This is a genomic window from Campylobacter sp. RM15925, assembly GCF_012978775.1.
In the GTDB taxonomy this organism is placed as follows: Bacteria; Campylobacterota; Campylobacteria; order Campylobacterales; family Campylobacteraceae; genus Campylobacter_A; species Campylobacter_A canis.
This window is the reverse complement of record NZ_LIWP01000007.1, coordinates 20,213-40,668: the sequence shown is the minus strand read 5'-3', so window position 1 is coordinate 40,668 and position 20,456 is coordinate 20,213. Positions and strand designations below refer to the sequence as shown.

General features: G+C 39.5%; 22 protein-coding genes. All 22 read right to left on the bottom strand.

Going from position 1 to position 20,456, the window contains the following annotated elements; translation table 11 throughout:
- Window positions 1-10 precede the first annotated feature (10 nt).
- The 22 genes from nuoN to CDOM15925_RS05585 all read right to left on the bottom strand — a co-directional run bounded on the left by nuoN (window position 11) and on the right by CDOM15925_RS05585 (window position 20,453).
- Entirely contained in the window at window positions 11-1,501 is a 1,491-nt protein-coding gene (nuoN, locus tag CDOM15925_RS05690; protein ID WP_169941977.1) for an NADH-quinone oxidoreductase subunit NuoN, read from the bottom strand.
- Window positions 1,494-3,011 carry an NADH-quinone oxidoreductase subunit M gene (locus tag CDOM15925_RS05685; protein WP_169941975.1) on the bottom strand — a complete coding sequence of 506 codons (1,518 nt, stop codon included), beginning with the start codon at window positions 3,009-3,011 and terminating at the stop codon, window positions 1,494-1,496. The genes nuoN and CDOM15925_RS05685 overlap by 8 nt, the downstream gene beginning before the upstream one ends.
- Entirely contained in the window at window positions 3,004-4,848 is a 1,845-nt protein-coding gene (gene nuoL / locus CDOM15925_RS05680) for an NADH-quinone oxidoreductase subunit L (protein ID WP_169942091.1), read from the bottom strand. The genes CDOM15925_RS05685 and nuoL overlap by 8 nt, the downstream gene beginning before the upstream one ends.
- An 8-nt stretch (window positions 4,849-4,856) precedes the next feature.
- Window positions 4,857-5,162, bottom strand: coding sequence for an NADH-quinone oxidoreductase subunit NuoK (gene nuoK / locus CDOM15925_RS05675; protein ID WP_169941973.1), 306 nt, complete (start codon window positions 5,160-5,162; stop codon window positions 4,857-4,859).
- On the bottom strand, window positions 5,149-5,682 hold the full coding sequence (locus CDOM15925_RS05670) for an NADH-quinone oxidoreductase subunit J (RefSeq protein WP_169941971.1): 534 nt from the start codon (window positions 5,680-5,682) through the stop codon (window positions 5,149-5,151). Before CDOM15925_RS05670 ends, nuoK begins: the two co-directional genes overlap by 14 nt.
- Window positions 5,675-6,412, bottom strand: coding sequence for an NADH-quinone oxidoreductase subunit NuoI (gene nuoI, locus CDOM15925_RS05665; protein ID WP_169941970.1), 738 nt, complete (start codon window positions 6,410-6,412; stop codon window positions 5,675-5,677). Before nuoI ends, CDOM15925_RS05670 begins: the two co-directional genes overlap by 8 nt.
- Entirely contained in the window at window positions 6,409-7,398 is a 990-nt protein-coding gene (gene nuoH, locus CDOM15925_RS05660) for an NADH-quinone oxidoreductase subunit NuoH (protein ID WP_169941968.1), read from the bottom strand. The genes nuoI and nuoH overlap by 4 nt, the downstream gene beginning before the upstream one ends.
- Window positions 7,395-9,743 carry an NADH-quinone oxidoreductase subunit G gene (locus CDOM15925_RS05655; protein ID WP_169942089.1) on the bottom strand — a complete coding sequence of 783 codons (2,349 nt, stop codon included), beginning with the start codon at window positions 9,741-9,743 and terminating at the stop codon, window positions 7,395-7,397. Before CDOM15925_RS05655 ends, nuoH begins: the two co-directional genes overlap by 4 nt.
- Before the next feature lie 14 nt (window positions 9,744-9,757).
- Window positions 9,758-10,492 (bottom strand): hypothetical protein, encoded by a 735-nt coding sequence (locus CDOM15925_RS05650; RefSeq protein ID WP_169941966.1) that lies wholly within the window; start codon window positions 10,490-10,492, stop codon window positions 9,758-9,760.
- A 10-nt stretch (window positions 10,493-10,502) separates the two neighbouring features.
- Window positions 10,503-10,727 carry an NADH-ubiquinone oxidoreductase subunit E family protein gene (locus CDOM15925_RS05645; protein ID WP_169941964.1) on the bottom strand — a complete coding sequence of 75 codons (225 nt, stop codon included), beginning with the start codon at window positions 10,725-10,727 and terminating at the stop codon, window positions 10,503-10,505.
- Window positions 10,724-11,950, bottom strand: a complete 1,227-nt coding sequence (gene nuoD / locus CDOM15925_RS05640; protein WP_169941962.1) for an NADH dehydrogenase (quinone) subunit D — start codon at window positions 11,948-11,950, stop codon at window positions 10,724-10,726. Before nuoD ends, CDOM15925_RS05645 begins: the two co-directional genes overlap by 4 nt.
- Window positions 11,951-12,745 (bottom strand): NADH-quinone oxidoreductase subunit C, encoded by a 795-nt coding sequence (locus tag CDOM15925_RS05635; protein WP_169941959.1) that lies wholly within the window; start codon window positions 12,743-12,745, stop codon window positions 11,951-11,953.
- A complete protein-coding gene (locus CDOM15925_RS05630) occupies window positions 12,745-13,239 on the bottom strand; it encodes a NuoB/complex I 20 kDa subunit family protein (RefSeq protein WP_211436690.1) in 495 nt (164 codons plus the stop codon). The genes CDOM15925_RS05635 and CDOM15925_RS05630 overlap by 1 nt, the downstream gene beginning before the upstream one ends.
- Window positions 13,236-13,625, bottom strand: coding sequence for an NAD(P)H-quinone oxidoreductase subunit 3 (locus CDOM15925_RS05625; RefSeq protein WP_169941955.1), 390 nt, complete (start codon window positions 13,623-13,625; stop codon window positions 13,236-13,238). The genes CDOM15925_RS05630 and CDOM15925_RS05625 overlap by 4 nt, the downstream gene beginning before the upstream one ends.
- 120 nt (window positions 13,626-13,745) lie before the next feature.
- Window positions 13,746-14,429: a cysteate racemase gene (cuyB, locus tag CDOM15925_RS05620; RefSeq protein ID WP_169941953.1), complete on the bottom strand. Its 684-nt coding sequence runs from the start codon at window positions 14,427-14,429 to the stop codon at window positions 13,746-13,748.
- A 62-nt stretch (window positions 14,430-14,491) separates the two neighbouring features.
- On the bottom strand, window positions 14,492-15,835 hold the full coding sequence (locus CDOM15925_RS05615; protein WP_169941951.1) for an anaerobic C4-dicarboxylate transporter: 1,344 nt from the start codon (window positions 15,833-15,835) through the stop codon (window positions 14,492-14,494).
- 93 nt (window positions 15,836-15,928) lie between these two features.
- Window positions 15,929-17,329 carry an aspartate ammonia-lyase gene (locus CDOM15925_RS05610; protein ID WP_169941949.1) on the bottom strand — a complete coding sequence of 467 codons (1,401 nt, stop codon included), beginning with the start codon at window positions 17,327-17,329 and terminating at the stop codon, window positions 15,929-15,931.
- A 417-nt stretch (window positions 17,330-17,746) separates the two neighbouring features.
- A complete protein-coding gene (locus CDOM15925_RS05605) occupies window positions 17,747-18,079 on the bottom strand; it encodes a cupin domain-containing protein (protein ID WP_169941946.1) in 333 nt (110 codons plus the stop codon).
- Window positions 18,080-18,630: 551 nt separating this feature from the next.
- Window positions 18,631-18,987, bottom strand: a complete 357-nt coding sequence (rplS, locus tag CDOM15925_RS05600) for a 50S ribosomal protein L19 (RefSeq protein WP_169941944.1) — start codon at window positions 18,985-18,987, stop codon at window positions 18,631-18,633.
- Window positions 18,984-19,688: a tRNA (guanosine(37)-N1)-methyltransferase TrmD gene (gene trmD / locus CDOM15925_RS05595; RefSeq protein ID WP_169942087.1), complete on the bottom strand. Its 705-nt coding sequence runs from the start codon at window positions 19,686-19,688 to the stop codon at window positions 18,984-18,986. Before trmD ends, rplS begins: the two co-directional genes overlap by 4 nt.
- Window positions 19,688-20,218 carry a ribosome maturation factor RimM gene (gene rimM, locus CDOM15925_RS05590; RefSeq protein ID WP_169941943.1) on the bottom strand — a complete coding sequence of 177 codons (531 nt, stop codon included), beginning with the start codon at window positions 20,216-20,218 and terminating at the stop codon, window positions 19,688-19,690. The genes trmD and rimM overlap by 1 nt, the downstream gene beginning before the upstream one ends.
- On the bottom strand, window positions 20,208-20,453 hold the full coding sequence (locus tag CDOM15925_RS05585; RefSeq protein WP_169941941.1) for a KH domain-containing protein: 246 nt from the start codon (window positions 20,451-20,453) through the stop codon (window positions 20,208-20,210). The genes rimM and CDOM15925_RS05585 overlap by 11 nt, the downstream gene beginning before the upstream one ends.
- Window positions 20,454-20,456: the final 3 nt, after the last annotated feature.

The window sequence follows — 20,456 nt, the reverse complement described above, 5'->3', positions numbered from 1 at the left end:
ATGTTTAATTTTAAAAACCACTTGCAACTACAAATTTGGCGATAAACTCAAGCAGCGGATTTATCATAAGCATCGCCGTTAAAGTAGTAATGACCGCAAAGCCGACGATAACCTTAAGAGCGTTTGAAGTATTTGCGATATAGAGGTTTTTATCTTTAACCACAGGCTCTTTTAAAAACATATAAACAACAAGCTTTAAATAATAATAAATCGCCAAAGCGCTGTTTAAAACCATAATCACGGCTAAGACGATGTGGTCGGTTGCAACGGCTGCAAAGATGAGATAAATTTTGCCCCAAAAGACGCTAAAAGGAGGAATCCCCGCAAGTGCAACCATAAAAATAGCCATTATCACGGCATAGCTTGGCAAAGTCTTTACAAGTCCTGCAAATTTCTCGTAAGGGTGCTTAAATCTCCTGTCCCAACACACCGTATCATCACAGCGTGCAACCCAAAGCATCGAAAATGCGCCCAAATTCGCAAACAAAAACATAATCCAATACAAAAACAGCGCCGTATTAGCACCGCTTGTGCCGACAACTATCGCACAAAGCACAAAGCCCGCGTGAGCTATGGAGCTAAGAGCAAGCATTCGCTTGACGTCGCGCTGCACAAGAGCCATCGAATTTGCTATAGTCATCGTTAAAACCGCACTTATATAAAGCATATCGTGCACCCACTGGATACCGGAATTTGCAAGACTTTCAAAAAGCCTCATCGCCACTATAAATCCCGCGACTTTAGGCACAACCGACATATATCCTGCAAGAGGGGCGTTTGTGCCCTCATAGACATCGGGCACCCATGTATGAAAAGGTATCAAAGATAGTTTAAATCCAATCGCACTAAACATAAAAACGCACCCTAATATAACCACCATGCTATCTTGCAAATTTAAATCCCTGATAACCTCTCCGGTGAAATTTATCTCCAAACTTCCGCTTGCAAGATAAAACATCGCCGCACCAAATACGAAAAATCCGGCACCCAAAGCACCCATAGTAAAATATTTAATCGCAGCTTCTATTGATTTTAGTTTGTTATGAAGCGCGATAAGCGTATAAAGCGCTAAAGATGAGGTCTCAAGCCCGATAAATATCAAGATAAGGTTATTACTGCTAGCCATAAATTCAAATCCGGCTATCATAAACAAAAATAGCGCATAATACTCGCTCATCTCGTATTCAAAAAACCGCTTTGTACTAAGCGCAAGCGGTATAAACAGCGCAGAAGCCGTAAGTATGACAAGCTGAGAGATGATGGATATGCCGTCTATCACCATGAGACCGAAAAATCCGCTCATCATGCGGTTTGAATCAATAACTATGCCTATATTTAGCATTATGGCGATAAGGCAAAAAACAGTATAAAAAGTGCGCGAAAGATCCTTTTTAAAAGTGCCGATGCATAGTATAAACAGCCCAAAAACTATAAGCGAAAGCATAGGCGCTATGGAGGCTAAATTTAGCTCTTGTAAATTTAAAAGAGTAAGATTACTCATCGCTCCCTCCTAGCTTGTTTGAATACTCTATAAATTCCTTTGCTTTTTTGGTTTTTGCATTTACATGCATCTTCTCAACCATGGTTTTCACGCTTAGATCAATAGGCGCTAAAACCGCATTGGGTCTAACGCCGAGATAAATAACAAGCAAGCAAAGCGGCACAAGAGCGACTAATTCGTTTAAATTTAGATCCGCAAGCTTTAAATTTTCTTCTTTGCATTCTCCGTAAAATACCCTAGCAAAAAGATGAAGCATATAAACAGCGCCCACTATGACGCCCACCGTGCCTAAAATTCCATATATGAAATTTGCCTTAAAAATTCCAAGCAGACTTAAAAATTCTCCTACAAATCCTATCGTAAGAGGAAGTCCTATGCTACCAAACATCACTACGCCAAAAGCAAGGGCAAAACGAGGCATTACCGCGGCAAGCCCACCAAATTCGGCTATCATCTTGGTATGTCTTCGCTCATATATCACGCCTACAAGTAAAAACAGAGCGCCGCTAGTTACGCCATGGCTTATCATTAAAAACACCGCCCCGCTAACGCCTTCTATGTTCATAGAAAATATACCAAGCACCACGATACCCATATGAGATATCGAACTATAGGCGATTACTTGCTTCATATCATCTTGAGCGTAAGCTATAAACGCTGTATAAATCACCATTATAACGGCTAGTATCGCTACTATATCAAACATCATCACGCTTGCGTCGGTAAATAACGGCAGTAAAAATCTCACCATGCCGTAAGTGCCCATCTTAAGAAGCACCGCGGCAAGCAGCGTAGAGCCTATGGTAGGGGCTTGTCCGTGAGCGTATGGAAGCCATGTGTGAAACGGAAACATCGGCGTTTTTATCGCAAACGCTATAAAAAATGCCAAAAAGAGCCAAATTTGAGTATTTTCGGGCAAATTTAACCCCCGCCAATCAAGAAGCGAAAAGCTCCAAACTCCGTTCATATCGTAGTGATAATAAGCCATCACCAAGATCGCAACAAGCATAAAAACAGAGCCAAAAAACGTGTATATAAAAAACTTAACCGCAGCGTAAATTCGCTTGCCGCTTCCCCATGCGCCGATAATATAAAGCATAGGAAGCAGACTAAGCTCCCAAAATATATAAAACAAAATCGCATCAAGCGCTAAAAATACGCCCATCATAGTCATCTCTAAAAACAAAATCGAGATGATAAGATGCTTTAAATTTTCTTTTATAGTAAGAGCGATTAAAGATACAAGAGTCATAAACGCACTTAAAACAACCAAAAACAAAGAAATTCCGTCGATACCCACAAGGTAGTTTATGTTTAGAAATTCAATGAGCGAAATTTGATTTACGAAGCTGTATCCGCTATTAGCCGAGTCAAAGCCAAGCCATATGAAAAGAGTAAGCAAAAGCTCTATAAACGCTATACAAACCCCATAGACCTTGATACTTTTTTCCTCTATCAAAAACCCAAGCATCGCAGCAAGCGCAGGGAAAAATATAACCAAACTAAGCATAAACAACCTTAATAAAAAACGCCAAAGTAAGCAGTATAACAAAGCCTATAACCATAAGGCGCAACATAAGAGATAGATTTCCGCTTTGCATGCTGTTTGAAAAATTTGCAAATTTATATATCACAACCGCGACCAAATCGACACTCTTATCTATCACCGCTTCGTCTAATTTCTTACAAATTTTAGCCAAATTAAAGTATCCGCTTATAAAAACTCTCCTATAAATTTGCGGGATAAAATACTCGTTTTTTAGCAGCTTGTAAATTTTAAGCTCCTCTAAACTACTTTTAAAAATCTCTTTTTTGTAAGCAAATACCGCAAAAATCGTAGAGATCAAAACAAACGCAAGCGTGGCAAATATCATGATTAAACTCGTGCCGCTTGGTATATCAAATTCGAATTTAGGCAAAATATTTTCCGTTAGAAGCTCGAATTTATGCTCAAAAAACCCTGCAAACAGAGCCAAAATCACAAGCGGCATAAGCGATATGAGAGCGGGTCTGCTTGCTTCATGTGGTTCATGCTCAAATTTAGCTTTGCCAAAAAATACAAGCATAATCAGTCTAAAACTGTAAAATGCCGTCATAGCAGCACCGGCTAAAAGCAAAGCATAGATAACAAATTTATCGCCACTAAAAGCCGCTTCTAAAATTTTATCCTTTGAGAAAAAGCCGGCAAACGGATAAAATCCCGCAAGTGCCACCGAGCCTATTATCATAAATATCGCGGTTATTTTCATAAATTTATAAAGCCCGCCCATCTTTTTTATATCAAGCTCATCGTTCATAGCGTGCATTACGTTGCCCGCGCACAAAAACAGAAGCGATTTAAAAAACGCATGCGTAGCAAGGTGAAAAAGCGCCACCCAATACGCTCCAAGCCCTGCAGCTACGAACATATATCCAAGCTGAGATAGCGTCGAGTAGGCAATTATCTTTTTCAAGTCGTTATTTACAACCGCCATAGAGGCTGCAAAAACCGCTACAAATACTCCAAGATACGCTATGAAGTTTGAAATTTCAGGCACGGCGCCGAAGATGGAATTTGCTCTAATTACCAGATAAACTCCTGCCGTTACCATAGTAGCTGCGTGTATAAGCGCCGAAACGGGCGTAGGTCCCTCCATAGCGTCGGCAAGCCAAGTGTGAAACGGAAACTGCGCACTCTTGCCCATCGCGCCTACAAATAAAAACGAAGCGATCAAAGCAAGCAAGGCGCCGTCTGAATTTGGCACCATCCTAAACACGTCTACATATCTCACGCTTGCAAATTCGCGGTATATCAAAAATATCGCCACAAGCATACCAAGATCCGCGATTCGGTTCATGATAAAGGCTTCGTTTGCAGCCCAGCTTGCACGAGGCTTTTTATACCAAAACCCGATAAGCAACCACGAGCAAAGTCCTACACCTTCCCAGCCGATAAATAGCCCTATAAAATTATCGCTTGAAACCAAAACGAGCATAGAAAAGACAAAGAGTCCAAGATAACTAAAGTATCTGTTAAATCCGATATCATTAGCCATATAGCTGATCGAGTAGATATGCACGACACTCGCTACTACGCCCACTACGCACATCATAATCACGCTTACGTCATCAAGCATAAAGCTAAAATCGCTCTCAAACCCACCCGCTATAATAAAATCCATAATATAAACTTCTATCGCACCCGCAACGCTTACTAAAGTAAGCAAGGCTATGGATGCAAGCGCGCTTGCAACTATCAAAAACGAGCAAGCTATGCCCACAAAGGCTGACCTTGCAGTATGCGAAAACGCACCTGCCAAAATGCTTGCAAAAAGCGGAGCAAATAAAGCCACGGCAAAAAGAGTCATTATACTCATCACTCGCTCCTCATGCTTTTTAAGCTTGAAATTTCGATCGAGCCCGTCTTTTTATACCAAAGCACAAGCAAGCCAAGACCTATGGCTACTTCACTTGCGGCAACAGCGATAATAAAAAACGCAAAAATTTGTCCTATCATGTCGCCGTTAAATTTTGATATCGCGGCAAGAGCTACGTTTGCCGAATTTAGTAAAATTTCGGTTGAAAAAAAGAGCATTATAAGATTTCCTCGTTTTATTATACCCACAAGCCCGAGCGCAAACATCAGCGCAGCGACGATAAGATAGTGGCTAAGCGTTATCATCGCTCACTCCTTTATCCATATCCTTATGCACAAGCGCAATAGCTCCTACCATAGCGACAAGCAACATAACAGCAGCCAGCTCAAAGACGACAAGATACTTGGTAAAGAGCAAAATTCCAATCATCTCTATATTGCCCATAGTTTCAACGATAGGATATCTAGCCTCTAAATTCGCAGAAGCTATCGGAGCTGCAAATATAAGCACAAGTATAAGCGCGCTAAGTATGCCAAGCGTATATATGAGCCTTGAAGCGGCTTTGCTTCTGCTTTCGTTTACATCTTTACTAAGATCAAAAAACATCATCGAAAAAGCGTATAGCACCATAACGGCACCCGTATATACGATAATCTGCACCACTCCTAAAAACTCCGCATCAAGCAAAAAGAAAAATCCCGAAACAAATATCATGCCTCCGGCAAGCGAAGTCATCGCGTAAAGGACATTTTTGCTAAACACGCTTATAGCAAAACAAGCAAGAGTAAATGCGGCAAAGATATAAAACGCAACAGCCTCAAGCATCGCTTCCGTCCTTTGTATCTTTTACGCTTTCTTTAACCGCTTGCTCGGCATTTAAATTTTCATCCGAATTTAGCTCTTTGCGCTCTTTTTCTTTCAAAGCTTCCTCTCTTGAAATTTCCTCATAAACCTCTTCACGTAAAATTTCATCTAAATTTTTATAAGCAGTAGGCGTTTTTTTCACAAACCTATCTGCATCTTCGCCAAGCGAACCAAATCCGCTAAATTCGACTTGGCTTTTAAGCTCGCTAATTGGAGTTAAAAGATCTTCTTTAAGCCCAAAATAAGCTCTTTGTTCGCTTGCGTTTTCGTATTCGCTTCCGTGCACGATAGCAAGCTCGGGACAAACTTCAGCACAAAGCCCGCAATAAACGCACCTGCCGTAGTTTATGGAGTATTCAAGTACCTTCTTGCGTCCATCTTCGCCCTCTTTAGTCTGCATGGCGATACAGTTGCTTACGCAAATTTTCTCGCACAGCCCGCACCCTATGCACCGCTCATTTTCGCTCTCGATAAACCTCATAAGTCTATGCACCGAGCGATATCTTGGGCTTAGCTCGATCTTTTCAAGCGGATATAAAACGGTATGAGACTTACCCCATATCATCTCGCGTAAAACGACCCAAAGCCCCGCAAATAGCTCAAATTTTATCGCGCGAGAGGCAAATCTTTTAAATTTCTCAAATTTACCGCTCGGCTGAGTCGGAGTATCTATCAAAACATATTCGCTCATACCAACACCAGCCCCGTTATCAAGATATTAGCCACGGCCAAAGGCATCAAAACCTTCCAGCACAGACCCATTAGTTGATCGGCTCTTACGTGAGGCCAAGCCGCTCTCGTCCAAAGAAAAAAGAAAAATATAAATGCCGTTTTTAAAATGATCATAATAGCACCTGGCACGAACCAGACGGGATTAAATCCGCCTAAAAATATAAGACTAACAAGAAACGACGCGGTTATCATATTAGTATATTCGCCGATAAAAAACATACCCCAGCGCATGCCCGAATACTCCGTGCCATATCCTGCTACAAGCTCGGTTTCATTTTCCGTTAGACAAAACGGTGTTCGATTAGTCTCCACAAATGCCGCGATCAAAAAAAGTCCAAACGCAAGCGGCTGCCTAAAGATAAGCCAACCGCCAAGTCCCGCGTCTTGGTAGTTGTTTATGTCTATTAGCGAAAGCGAGCCTACCATCATAATGACGCTTAAAAGCGAAAGTCCCGTAACGACTTCAAAGCTAACCAGCTGCATACCCGCACGAGCAGCCGCGATAAGAGAGTATTTGTTATGGCTTGCAAGCCCTGCAAGAAGCGGGGAAAATACGCAAACAGCACTTACTCCAAGCACATAAAGCACTCCGACTCCCACATCGGCAAGTATTGGCCTAACCGTATACCCAAACAGCTCAAATTCGGGCAAAAACGGCACCGTAGCAAGCGCTGCAAAAGCCCCTATGGCCGAGATTAAAGGCGCTATTAAAAATACTTTTTTATTGGCAAATTGCGGCACGATATCCTCTTTGGTAAAGAGCTTGATCATGTCGGCGACAAGTTGAAGTATGCCGGCAGGCCCTACCATACTAGGTCCAACGCGCCTTTGCATATAAGCTAGCACCTTTCGCTCCGCATAGGTTCCAAGTCCCGCAAGGGTAGCAAAAACCGAGATGATGATAAGAGCTTTTACGATGGTTTCTACGATATAAAATCCGCTCATCTATCACCCTTTAAAATCTCTAAATTTGCATATCTGCTCTCGAAAAATGCGTCTATATCTATCTTTTCGTCAAATTCACCGATATATGCCACGCATGAGCTTAAATTTTTATCAAGTTTAACGTGGAGGGCTAAAATTTTATCGCCCAACTTTATCTTTACCGCCTCATTTTCGCAGAGCTCAAATTTATCCAAAAAAGCCTGCGAAGCATAAAGAGCTCCCGCTTCGTTTAACTGCGAAGCTCTGTTTGTAAATTTTGAAAACTGATGAATAGGATTTGCTCTATAAACGTTAAATTCCTGCTCATCAAATTTCAGCTTATCAAACTCAAATTTAGCCTGCGCCTCTATATCTATGGCATTTAAAAGATAGCCGCGGTGGGAATTTCCCGCATTATCGTAATAGTTTTGCAAATCATCAAATTTCACTTCGCTAAATTCACCAACTCTAGCAAGCTTTGGCGTGTAGTCTATGGTGCAGCAAGACTTAAGCCCAAGCTCGTTTGCAAGATCGTTTAGCGTATAGCCAAGATATGGCAAAGCCGCATTTGTAGGCACTACGCGCTTGTCGTAACTTACAAATGTGCCCTCTTGCTGCGTTAGTGCAGGCGCACAAAGATCACCTCCATATACGCTCATACTAAAGTCGGCTTTTTCGTTGTAGCCGAAGCTAAAGCCGATTTCGCGCTCACTCAAAGAGCAAATTTTAGCAACTCCTAGCGAGTTTGTGCAAGGCGGCAATATAACAACCTTAAATTTGCTGAATTTAGCGATCATTCCTAAAAGCGAAGCCAAATTTAGCGCCTCTTTATGATAGATAAAATCCTCTCCGACAACAAGAGCAAAGCTCTCTTTTTTAGCTCTAAGCTCGGCTATTTTAGCTTCATCAAGCCCAAGTTCGGCGGCAAATTTTAGCCATTTTTGGCTTTTAAGCTCTTCATCTTTAAAAACTTCAACATCAATTAAATTTTTATCCAAAAAGGCCTTTATATCCCCATCTAAATTCTCGCCAAATTCATGCAATATCCATAGCAAAATTTTAGCCTCAACGCCCGCTTTATGCTCTATGAAAAGCAAATTTTTAGAGTAGGATTTCACAACCTCATCAGCAACCGTATGAAAATAGATCGCCGATGATTTGTTTATCTTAAGCGCGTTGTTTAAGGCATAACTAGCGTTTGGCGCATCGTATCTTAAGAAGCTTCCCGCGGTTATAATGAAGTCAGTTTTACTTAGGCTTGCCACGTCGCCGTTATACAAGCTCTCGCCGCTAAATTTAGCATACTCGTTTAAAAATTCCTGATATTTTTTTGCCTCGTTATTTACCAAATTTAAGCCAAATTTCTCTCTTAAAACTTCTAGAATTAGAGCCTCTTCATTTGTTATGAAGCTGTTAAATATGATATTTTTAACCTCTCCTAGGCGAAATTTCCGGGCTATATTCTTAAAATTCGCCTCATCTTTTAAGGCGTTTTCATTGGCAAAGTCATATCCGTATCTTGCAGCGGGATTTAGTGTAGCGAAGTGAAAATCGTTGCTAACTCTATAAATTTTCCTTTTTCGCTCGCTTATGCCCGTGGTTTTGACATCATAATAAATCAGCTCGCAGTCGCTTGAATGAGGATTTGCAGCAGGGATTTTTTCTAGCTCCCATACGTTTGAGCTGTATTTAAATTCACTTCCCACAAGCGCTCCTACGGGACATACGCTTGTGCACTCCCCGCAAAAAGAGCAGTCCAGTGCCTCGCCAGCACTTGGCGCGATAAGGCTCTTTTGAAATTTACTCCACACGGCAAAGGCGTCTTTTGGCATGAGATCTTTCATCTCTTTTGCGACCTGATCGCCTCCGCGCGCAGTGGTTCTTAAGGCGCCCTCGCCTATTTTATCCTTACAAACCGTTATGCATCGCTCGCAAACTATGCAAAGAGCGGGGTCATAGCTTATCTTGCCCCATTTTACGTGTGGTTTATGAGTGTCTTTTATCGCGTAATTTTGAGCGGTAACCTGCATAAGAGCGGTTAAATTTTGCAATTCACACTCGCCGCTTTTATCACATACTCCGCATTCTAAAGGGTGATTTATGCAGTAAGTTTGCATAATGGCGTTTCGCTCGGATATTATCTCGGGCGAATTTGTAACCACTGCCATGCCGTCTTTTGCCTTGGCGTTACAGCTATATACTCGCTTTCCTTCGGCTTCGACCATGCAAAGCCTGCAAGCAAGCGTAGGCGAACAGCCGCTAAGATAGCAAATCGCAGGGATATAGATACCGTTGCGTCTTGCGATATTTAGTATGCTCTCGCTTTCATCCGCCTTGCAGTGGATACCGTCGATAAAAACGCTTATTTGCTCGCTCATCTTTAGCCTATTTTTGAAATTTTTGCAACCTTAAAGTTATAGCCGTCAACCTTTATATCGTTAAAAATTCCAACCGTTCCTTTCATCAAGCCATCAAGCCTAAATTTACGCGTTATGTCAAGATCGCGCGCTTTTATACTCACCTCATCGCCGTCTTTTATCTTGGCAGCCGCCGCAAATGAAGCAGAACCTACAAGTTCGCCACTCTCTCCGACAAGCCCAAAAACAACGCTTCCATCAAAGCTTTCAAGCTCTTTTAGTTCGGTTAAATTTCCGCTAGTCTCAACCTCTTTAGCTTCGCCGTCTGCTAGCACGATGTTTAAATCAAGCAAATTTAAAAACTCAAAGATAAGCTTTGAATCAGGATGAGTAAAAAACGTGCTGTCGATGATGATATTTTTAGCGTCACCTAAAAACTGGGCAATATCTTCAAATTCCTCTTCTCCTACGCTACTCTCGCCGCTTAAAAATCCCTCATCAAGCTCGCTTAGATATTCGCGCGCCTTAGGAGTTAAATTTAATCCCTCCACGCAGTATTTACAAATAAGAGCAAGCACATAGCTAACAGCTCCTATCTCGCATCTTATTAGATTTTCGTTGCCTAAATTTTGATCCTCAAAGCATGAGATATACAAAAACTCGTTTTGTTTTAACCTCTCAGCCAAATTTGAATTTTGCACGCTAAGCAAACTTGCCATACTTAAAGTCTTGCCGCCGTTAAATTCACTAAATTTCATATCCCGCCTTTTAATTCTTCTTTATCGCCATCATCCAATCAACTTGGTTAAATTTAAGCGAATTCATTATCTCACACCCGTTTCTAACAGCCAAATTCGCACACCTTTCTATACACTCAAAATCCCCGATCTCAAAAAGATAGATACAGACCTCACCGCTTCTTAGCTTCAAAACACATCGTTCAAATTCGCGTTCAAATTTGGCTTTTAAATGCCTTAAATCAACCCTTTTCATCTGTCTATCTCGCCTAAAATGATATTTGAACTACCGATTATGGTAACGACATCGGCGATATATTGCCCCACTAAAAGATGCTCGTAAAGCGCGCAGTGAAAGAAGCTAGGAGCGCGAATTTTAAGCCTGTAAGGGCTTGCTTCGCCGGTTGAATATATATAAAATCCAAGCTCGCCCTTTGGCGACTCGGTAGCGTGATAAACTTCTCCCTGCTTTGCTCTTAGTCCTTGAGTAACAAGCACAAAATGCTGCATCAAAGAGTAGTTTTGAGTCATGATCTGCTCTTTGCTTGCGCTTACGAACTGCGGCGAATTGGCTAAAATTTCAGGGCTAGTAGTATGATAAAGCTTTGCGCATTGAAGCAAAATCCTAACGCTTTGCCTCATCTCCTCCATATAAAGCTTGTATCTTGCATAGCAGTCCCCGCTAGTAGTGTAAGGAACATCAAATTCAAGCTCATCATAGATGAGATAAGGTTCTGCCTTTCTGATATCCCAAGGCACTCCGCTTGCTCTTAGCATAACGCCCGAGCAGCCCATACTAAGAGCGTCTTCTTTACTTAAAACACCAACTCCTTCAAGTCTCATACGCCAAATTCTATTATCGCTTAAAAGCGTTTCGTAAGTTTTGATATCGTTTGGAAATTTATCGCAAAACTCAGTCATCTGCGCAAGCCAACCGTTTGGCAAATCAAGCGGCATGCCGCCTATGCGAACGCTTGAATGAGTTAGCCTAGCGCCACAATAAGCCTCCATCAGATCAAGCACGTATTCACGCTCTCTAAAAGCATACAAAAACACGCTCATAGCGCCAACATCAAGTGCGTGAGTAGCCAAAAAAAGCAGGTGCGAGCTTATGCGATTAAGCTCTAATATCATCGTTCTAATTATCTGTGCCCTTCTTGGCACTTCTATATCACAAAGCTTCTCAACCGCCGCGCAAAGTGCGTAGTTGTTCGCACTTGAGGCTATATAATCAACTCTATCCGTTACCGGCAAAAACTCCTGAAAGGTCATGTTTTCGGCCATCTTTTCAACGCCTCTATGCATAAAGCCTACTTCAGGCATGGCGCGCACGACCTTTTCGCCGTCAAGCTCAAGCACGAGCTTAAGCTGCCCGTGAGCCGAAGGGTGCTGAGGACCGAAATTTAGTATCATCTTGCCGTCATTTTCTTCAAATTCGATATTTTCAAAAAACGGCTTAAGTCTGCTTGGATTTTGCATTTACGGTCTTTTCTTTAAAATTTTAGCTTTGTCGCGCTTTACTTTTTTTACAAACGCCACGCCCTCATCCTCTTGATACTCTTGTAGTACTCTGTCATCTCTTGGAGGCTCGCCCTTGCCAACCTCATGATAAATTCTTGAAAAATTAAACGTATCTTTGCTATCAACCCTTGCGCTGTCGCGATTTTCAGGACCTATGACCTCTCGATATTCGCGTCCGAAAATTTTATCGACCTCATACCACTGCGCCTGCTCGTCACCGTGAAGCGGATAGCTCTTTAAAAGCGGGTGCGAGTGCCAATCATCAGGCATTATAAGACGCTTTAAATTCGGATGATTTTTGATTAAAATTCCAAACATATCATACATCTCTCGCTCGGACCAATTTGCGCTTTTATACAGTGATGTCACGCTTGCAAGCATTTCGCGCTCTTTTACGAAGCACTTTAGCCTTGCGCGCTTTGTTTTTGATACGGATAAAAGCTGATAAAAGACTTCAAAACCGCCCTTACCGGCGATAAAATCAACAGCCGAAATTTCACATAAAATTTCATATCCGATCTCTCTTAAAATTTCAAGCGCTTTTAAATTTTCCTCGCTATTTACATACACCACAAGTTGATCAAGCTCTATATATGAGTCTAAAATTTGAACTCCCGCAATAGCCAAAGCCTCTATATCTTCTTCAAATTTACTCTTGTAAATGTCAAATTTCTGCGTCTTTTCAGGTATGTAAAAGCTGTCTTTATAGTAGTGCTTTTTCTGAGCGTTATTTCTATCTTTATACTCTCTCATCATATCAGCCTCTTTGGTTTTGCAGCTCTAAAGGCACTTTGCTTGCGAATTTTCTTTTGAAGTATCATGAGTGCGTATTGAAGAGTTTCCGGGCGCGGAGCACAACCCGGCAAGTAGATATCAACAGGTATTATCCTATCAACTCCTTGCACCGTTGAATAGGTGTTAAACATACCGCCCGTGTTTGCACAACTTCCCATGGATATGACCCACTTTGGCTCAGCCATTTGATCATATAGTCTTCTTGTAAATTCGGCGTGCTTTTTTGTAAGGGTGCCTGCGATTATCATTACTTCAGAGTGTCTTGGCGAGGCTCTAAAAATAGTTCCAAAACGGTCAAAGTCATATCTGCTAGCCCCGCTTGCCATCATCTCTATCGCGCAGCACGCAAGCCCGTAGCTAAGCGCCCAAAGCGAGTTACTACGACCCCACTGCACAAGCTTATCGACTGTCGTTAAAACTACCGGCAAACCGCCGTTTGCGGCATAATTCATTTCACGCCCTGCCACTCAAACGCTCCTTTCCCCCAAGCATAGATGAATCCGACCGATAAAAGCGTGATAAAAAGCAGCATCTCAACAAATCCGAAAACTCCTAAAATTTTAAAATCAACCGCCCACGGAAACATAAATATAACCTCAACGTCAAAAAGGATAAAAAGTATCGCGTATGTAAAATAGTGAGTATTTATGCGGTTTGGCTGCTTTATCGTTTCAGGTCCGCACTCGTATATAGCAAGTTTTAGACGCTCGGAGTTTTTATTTGCTAATTTTGCGCCTATCTTGCTTGATAAAAAGACAATCAAGCTAAAAACGAAAGTCGCTAAAAAAAGTATGACAAAAGCGCCGAAATATAAACCGCTAGTTTCGGAGTGTGACACGAAAAACCTTTGAAATTTTATAATTAACAAAGATTTTATAAAAATTTATTTTAATTGAGAGTTAAATTTGAGAATTTAAGCGCAAATTTGACTGATCGGCTTCAAATTTGCGCTTAAATTTTACTTTTGAAGTCCGAATTTCACAGCCGCTTTTGCAAGCTCAAGAGTCGCATCTACAAATTTATCTTTTTTATCTGCGTAAGGTAAAAACAGAGGAATTTCGGTACAAGCCGCTATATAAGCATCAGCCTCTATACGCTCTATCGTTTCGTTAAAAAGCGAAACATAAGCTTCCAAGTTGTTTGCTTTAGCGCCTTTATAGATGCAGTCCATGATATTTGAAAGTAAATTTTCAGGAATTTGGACACACTCAAATCCGTTTGCAACCAGCTCATCTTCATAAATTTTAGCTTTTGTAGTCCCGGTAGTCGCTATGACGGCTATTTTTTTAGCATTTGGGAAATTTGTGCTTATCGCCTTAGTGGCTATTTTTGCTATATGAAGGATGTTTATACCACACTCCTCTTCAAGCCTAGGAGCAAAATAGTGAGCGGTATTGCAAGATATGCAAACAGCCTCACATCCTGTGTTTTTAAGCCTAAGTGCTGCTTCTTTCATAAAAGGAAACGGATCTTCGCCACCGTGAAGTATATAAGCCGTTCTATCGGGAATTTGAGGGTAGTTATCTATGATGATAGGTATGTTGTCTTGATCTTTTTTTGCGTCCGTTAGCTCAACTATCTTTGCATAAAGATCGATAGTCGCAAGAGGTCCCATTCCGCCCATAATTCCGATTCGTTTCATTTAATTTCCTTAAATTTAAAAGCCAAGAGAAATTCTCTTGGCTTAATTTCTATATAAAGCTCTTATATCAATACAGGAGCTATTAAAAATCCAAGTGCAACAGATATCGCAACCATTATAGTACCAGGGATAAAGAACGAGTGGTTAAATACGAATTTGCCCACTTTCGTAGTTCCGGTATCATCCATTGCGATAGCTCCAAGCGTTGTCGGATATGTAGGAAGAACAAATAGTCCTGAAACAGCCGCAAATGATGCAACTAAGATCCAAACGTGTTGTGCGTTTTCAGGGCTTGTCATACCAAGAGCAACGGCAACAGCAGGCATCATAACGCGAGTTGTTGCAGCTTGTGAATAGAGCAAGCAGCTTAAGAAATAAAGCGCTACGGCCAATATAAACGGATACTTGGTAACAACCGCTTGAGCTATGTCTTTGATACTCTCAATATGTCCGTTTACAAATGTAGTTCCAAGCCATGCAATACCGATAACGCAGATGCACGCATTCATACCGCTTTGGAAAGTGCTGGTTGAAAGCAATTTGCCTGTATCGACCTTGCAAAGCACTACGATAACAAAACCGATAGTTAGCATAAAGCTGATAATTGCGTTATCTCTTGTTAGGATAGGATTTTCGATAAGTCCTACGCTCTTTGAAATCATAAGCGCATAAGCTACGATAATCAAAACACCTATACCAAATATCGCAACCGATCTTTTCGCATAAGGTTTAAGCTCTTTATACTCGGCATCTTTAACCTCTTCAACAAGACCTTTTGCGAGTCTTTCTTGATAAATAGGATCTTTTGAAAGATCAAGATCGTAAAATTTATTTACGAAAAACGATGTTGCAATCATAGCTACAAATGTCGTAGAGATGCAGATAAATAAAAGCATCGGATAGCTAACGCCAAGAGGCTCTACAACGCCTGTCATCGCAACAAAAGCCGCTGAAATCGGGCTTGCGGTAATTGCAACCTGAGATGAAACGACGGCAAGCGCAAGAGGTGCGCTAGGCTTGATGTTTTGTCCTTTAGCAACTTCGGTAATAACAGGAAGCATTGAAAAAGCCGTATGTCCGGTACCCGCAAATATCGTTAAAAGATAAGTAACAATAGGAGCTAAAAAGTTAATTTGTTTTGGATTTTTGCGTAAAATTTTAGACGCAACCTGAACAAGATAATCAAGTCCTCCGGCAACCTGCATAGCAGTAATTGCAGAGATAACTGATGCGATGATGAGGATAACGTCCATAGGAATACCCTTCATCTCGACTTTCATGCCAAGCATTGCTAAAACGACAACACCAAGACCACCTGCGTAACCAACTCCCATACCTCCTAGTTTAACACCTAGGTAGATACCCCCAAATAGGACTATAATCTGTAAAATCAGCATTATATCCATAAGAATCTCCTTTATGAAATTTATTTTTCACTTCTAATCAAATTTTGGTGCGCCGACCAAATTTGACGCACCGACTATTAATTCAACCTAATTTTACTCGCCCATGTGTGGGTTTAGCATATTTTTAGGCTCTAAAATTTTATCTATCTCTTCTTTAGTTAAATAACCTCTTTCTAGGCAGATGTCGCCGACCGCTTTACCTGTTGCAAGTGCTTCTTTAGCGATGCTTGCTGATTTTTCATAACCTATATAAGGGTTAAATGCAGTAACTATACCGACTGATCCTAGAACTGATTTTAAGCAAGCTTCAGGATTTGCAGTTAGTTTTTTGATAGCTTTTTCAGCTAGCGTATTCATAGCATTTTCAAGAATTACCAAAGAGTTAAATAGCCCATAAGCAATTCCCGGTTCAAATGCGTTTAGTTCAAATTCGCCTCTTTCAGAGCAAAGCATTATAGTTACGTCGTTGCCGATAACTTCATAGCAAGCCTCGCCTACAACTTCAGCGATAACAGGATTTACTTTACCAGGCATGATTGAGCTACCTGGTTGCATTTGAGGTAAATTTATCTCGCCAAGACCGCATCTTGGACCTGAGTTCATAAGACGAAGATCGTTTGCGATTTTGCTTAGGCGAACCGCAGCTGTTTTTAAAGCGCCACTTACATGAACAAAATCACCGGTATCTTGAGTAGCTGCGATAAAATCCTCAGCAGGTTTAAAATCAACACCCGTAATTTCGCTTAAAATTTTATGAACTGCCGCTTTATAGTCAGGATGGCAATTTATACCTGTACCTATCGCAGTAGCGCCCATATTTAGATATGTCATGCTCTCTCTAGCTGCTTTAATCTTTTCTATATCGCTTTTTATGTAGCTTGCAAATGCGTTAAAAGTATTTCCAAGTGTTGTAGGAACCGCATCTTCAAGCTCTGTTCTACCCATTTTTATTATATCTTTAAACTCTTTTGCTTTAATTTCAAGTTCGTTTTTCAAATTTTCCATAGCTTTTAGCAGGTCTGTTAGCTTCGCGTAAGCTGCCACTTTAATAGAGCTTGGATATGTGTCATTAGTACTTTGACCCAAATTTGTATGATCGTTTGGATGAAGGTATTGGTATTCGCCTTTTTTGTGACCCATGCTCTCAAGAGCAACGTTTGTGATAACCTCATTTGAGTTCATATTTGTAGAAGTTCCTGCACCGCCTTGGATCATATCGACTACAAATTGATCTTGGAATTCTCCCGCGATCAATCTATCGCAAGCTTTAGCGATAGCATCGGCCTTTGTGGCATCAAGCACTCCCACTTGCTTATTTGCCAGAGCTGCCGCTTTTTTGATTTGAGCAAATGCTTTTATAAAATAAGGATACTCGCTTAGCTTTCTTCCTGTCATGTGGAAATTTTCAAGAGCCCTAAAAGTCTGAACGCCGTAATAAACGTCATCAGAAATTTCAAGCTCACCTATAAAATCGTGTTCTTTTCTAGTTCCCATAATGGATTCTCCTTTGAAAAAATTTAATTATTGAAACTATACTACAACTTTTATAATTTTTAAATTAAAAAATTAATTTTTAAGAGGTTTTTTGCATATTTAAATTTATTTTTTATTTATAATTTTAGACTTTGCTTAAATTATATTTAGATTAAGGATTGTTTTTATTTTTATATGTAAAAAATATTATTGAAAAAATTTCGATGTTTGGTATACGCGAAATTTCAAGGTCAAGATGAAATATTTATCAAAAAATAATATACAGATCATACTATCTTTAGTGTAAAATAAAATTTATATTAAAGCATGTGGTTTTAAATAAAGAAAATGTAAATATGTAGTTAATATATTCTATCAACTACACAAAAGAATGAGGTATTTTATAAAATATAAATTTTAATTTTTTAAATTAAGATTTTAAGCGTTTAAAACTTTAAAAACTCGACTTACATCGTCGTTTTTACTTAAGCTTAGTCTAACGATACTATCTTCAAGTGCATTTAATGCATGCGGGATATTGGCATCAAGTGCGATCATATCAAGAGAATTTAAAATTTGCACATCGCTTCCTACGCTAAATTCGATTTTTCCACTAAGCACTTGAACCATTATAGCTCCAGGCGCTTGATGCTCTTTCATTTCATGCCCTTTTTGCAAATTTATGCGTATCTCTTTACTGCCTGAGCCTTCAAATAGTTTTACTACCTTTATACCGTTAAAATTCTCGTCTTTCCAAACAATCTTTTGCATTTGCATCCTTTTAAAAATATGCGGTAATTTTAACTTTTGGATATTAATTTTTTATTGATTCAAATTAAGAGTATTTTTATATTTTTTGAATTTTATAAAAGACTTTAGGTAAAAATCATTTTTAGGTATAAAAACCGATTAAATTCATATTCCATGAGTCCAACTAAAACCCAAAGATAAACAATATAATTGCATATATTACAAGCCCAAAATCAAATTCGGATTCATATCTTTCTATATTTTTACTATAATGTTATTGCTCTAGAAAACAAAAACTTAATTGTAATAAAAATTTAATATTATAGCTAGACAAATAAATTCCGACAATCAACAAAAGCTCTTTTTATTTTTACTCCTTGCTTTTAACTAAAAAATAAAAAGTTTAATTCAAGCTAATGCAGCTTTAAAAGTTACAATAATAAAAAAAGAGAGGTGCTATATAGCCTCTTGCAGATATTAAATTAAAAATTATTTAATATAAAATCAAAGTTCTAAGTTATTAGAAAAAGTTAAAAAGCCAAAAGAAAAAATCTCTTTTGGCAAGTATAAAATTATTTTTTAAGCTCTCTAATACGTGCAGATTTACCGCGTCTATCGCGTAGATAAAATAGTTTCGCACGTCTTACACGACCGCGTCTTAATACAGTTATACTCTCAAGGCTATCGCTATAAATAGGGAAAATTCTCTCAACACCAACGCTGTTTGCGCCGATCTTTCTGATCATAAATGTTTCGCCTGTTCCGCTTCCGCGTCTAGCTATACAAATACCTTCAAAGTTTTGAACTCTAGTTTTATCGCCCTCTTTAATGCGAATGGCTACACGAAGTGTGTCGCCGGCACGAAATTCAGGCACAGACTTACTTGCGATTTGAGCATTTTCAAATGCTTCAATATACTTATTTCTCATCTTTTATCCTTCATCAGCGGCTTGTATTTTCGGTATAAATCAGGACGGAAAAACCTAGTTTTGAAGCACGCCATATCATTTTTTAAAGCCCTGATTTTAGCATGATTTCCCTTTAAAAAGTCTGAAACAACATTTAAATTTTCATATATATTTGGCTTGGTAAAAGCCGGAAATTCTAAAAGTCCTTGTTCAAAACTCTCTTCACTTAAACTCTCATCATTGCCCAAAACTCCGCTTATATTCCTAGATATCGCATCACTCATGCAAAGAGCGGGCAACTCTCCGCCGGTAAGCACAAAATCGCCTATGCAAAAAACTTCATTCACGTATCTTTCGACAATTCTCTCATCAATCCCCTCGTATCTTCCGCAAATAAAGCAGATATGTTCTTTTTTAGACAACCTTTTTGCATCTTCTTGTTCAAATTTCTTTGCAGCAGGAGTTAAAAAAACAATATGAGTATTTGAGTTTTTTGCTTTTACAGATTTTATCGCATCTTCAAGAGGTTGAGCGCTCATAAGAAGTCCCGCTCCACCTCCTATCATATAATCATCAACTTTTTTATGCTTATCTTTACTAAAATTTCTTGGATTTACAAACTCAAGCTTTATTAGTCCTTTGTTAGTTGCACGACCTAAAATAGAGTCCGTAAAATAAGGCTTGATTAAATTTTCAAAAAGCGTGATAAAAGTGAATTTAATCATGAATTTTCTAAGATCAAAAAAGCGTTTTTTGTATAAATTATCTTGTTTTGTATATCTATTTTTTCTACGTAGGCGTTTACATATGGTATGTAAAAATTCTTAGCAAGTCCTTTTTGCACAAGCTCTTCATCAGTCTTGATATAAAAAAGATGATTTGCACTGCCGTCTTCTATATCCTCAACTACTCCTAAATTTTGATCATTTTCATAAATTTTACATCCCAAAATGTCAAAATAAAAAAACTCATCTTTTTTTAGATTGCAAGTTTGACGAGTAAGTTCTTGAGTGGTATATATAGTGCGATTTGTAAGAGTTTTAGCCAAATCAATATCTTCAAAATCATAAAAAAGGATAGAGCTATTTGCATTATTAAAGCTTTTTACAACTAGCTCATTACCGTCTTTATCTATAAATTTTGCGTCTTTTTTAAATTGTTTAGGAAAGTCACTTTTGTCATGAAGCCTAACAAAGCCCTTTAAGCCAACACTTTTACCAAGTATGCCGACTTCTACCAGATCACTCTTCAAGTGGCTTTACCGTAACCCTATATGAGGTCGCATCTTTTGCCTTGCAACCTATTATTACAGTTTTTATAGCATTTATCATTCTACCGTCTTTTCCTATGAGTTTGCCGGTATCCACCTTATCGGCATAGACTATCGCTTCGGCGAAATTCTCTCCTAACTCTACTCTTTCGACTTTTACTTTGCCCGGAAAATCTGCTATAAGTTTTGCGTATTCGCGTAAAAAATCTTCAACCATTGT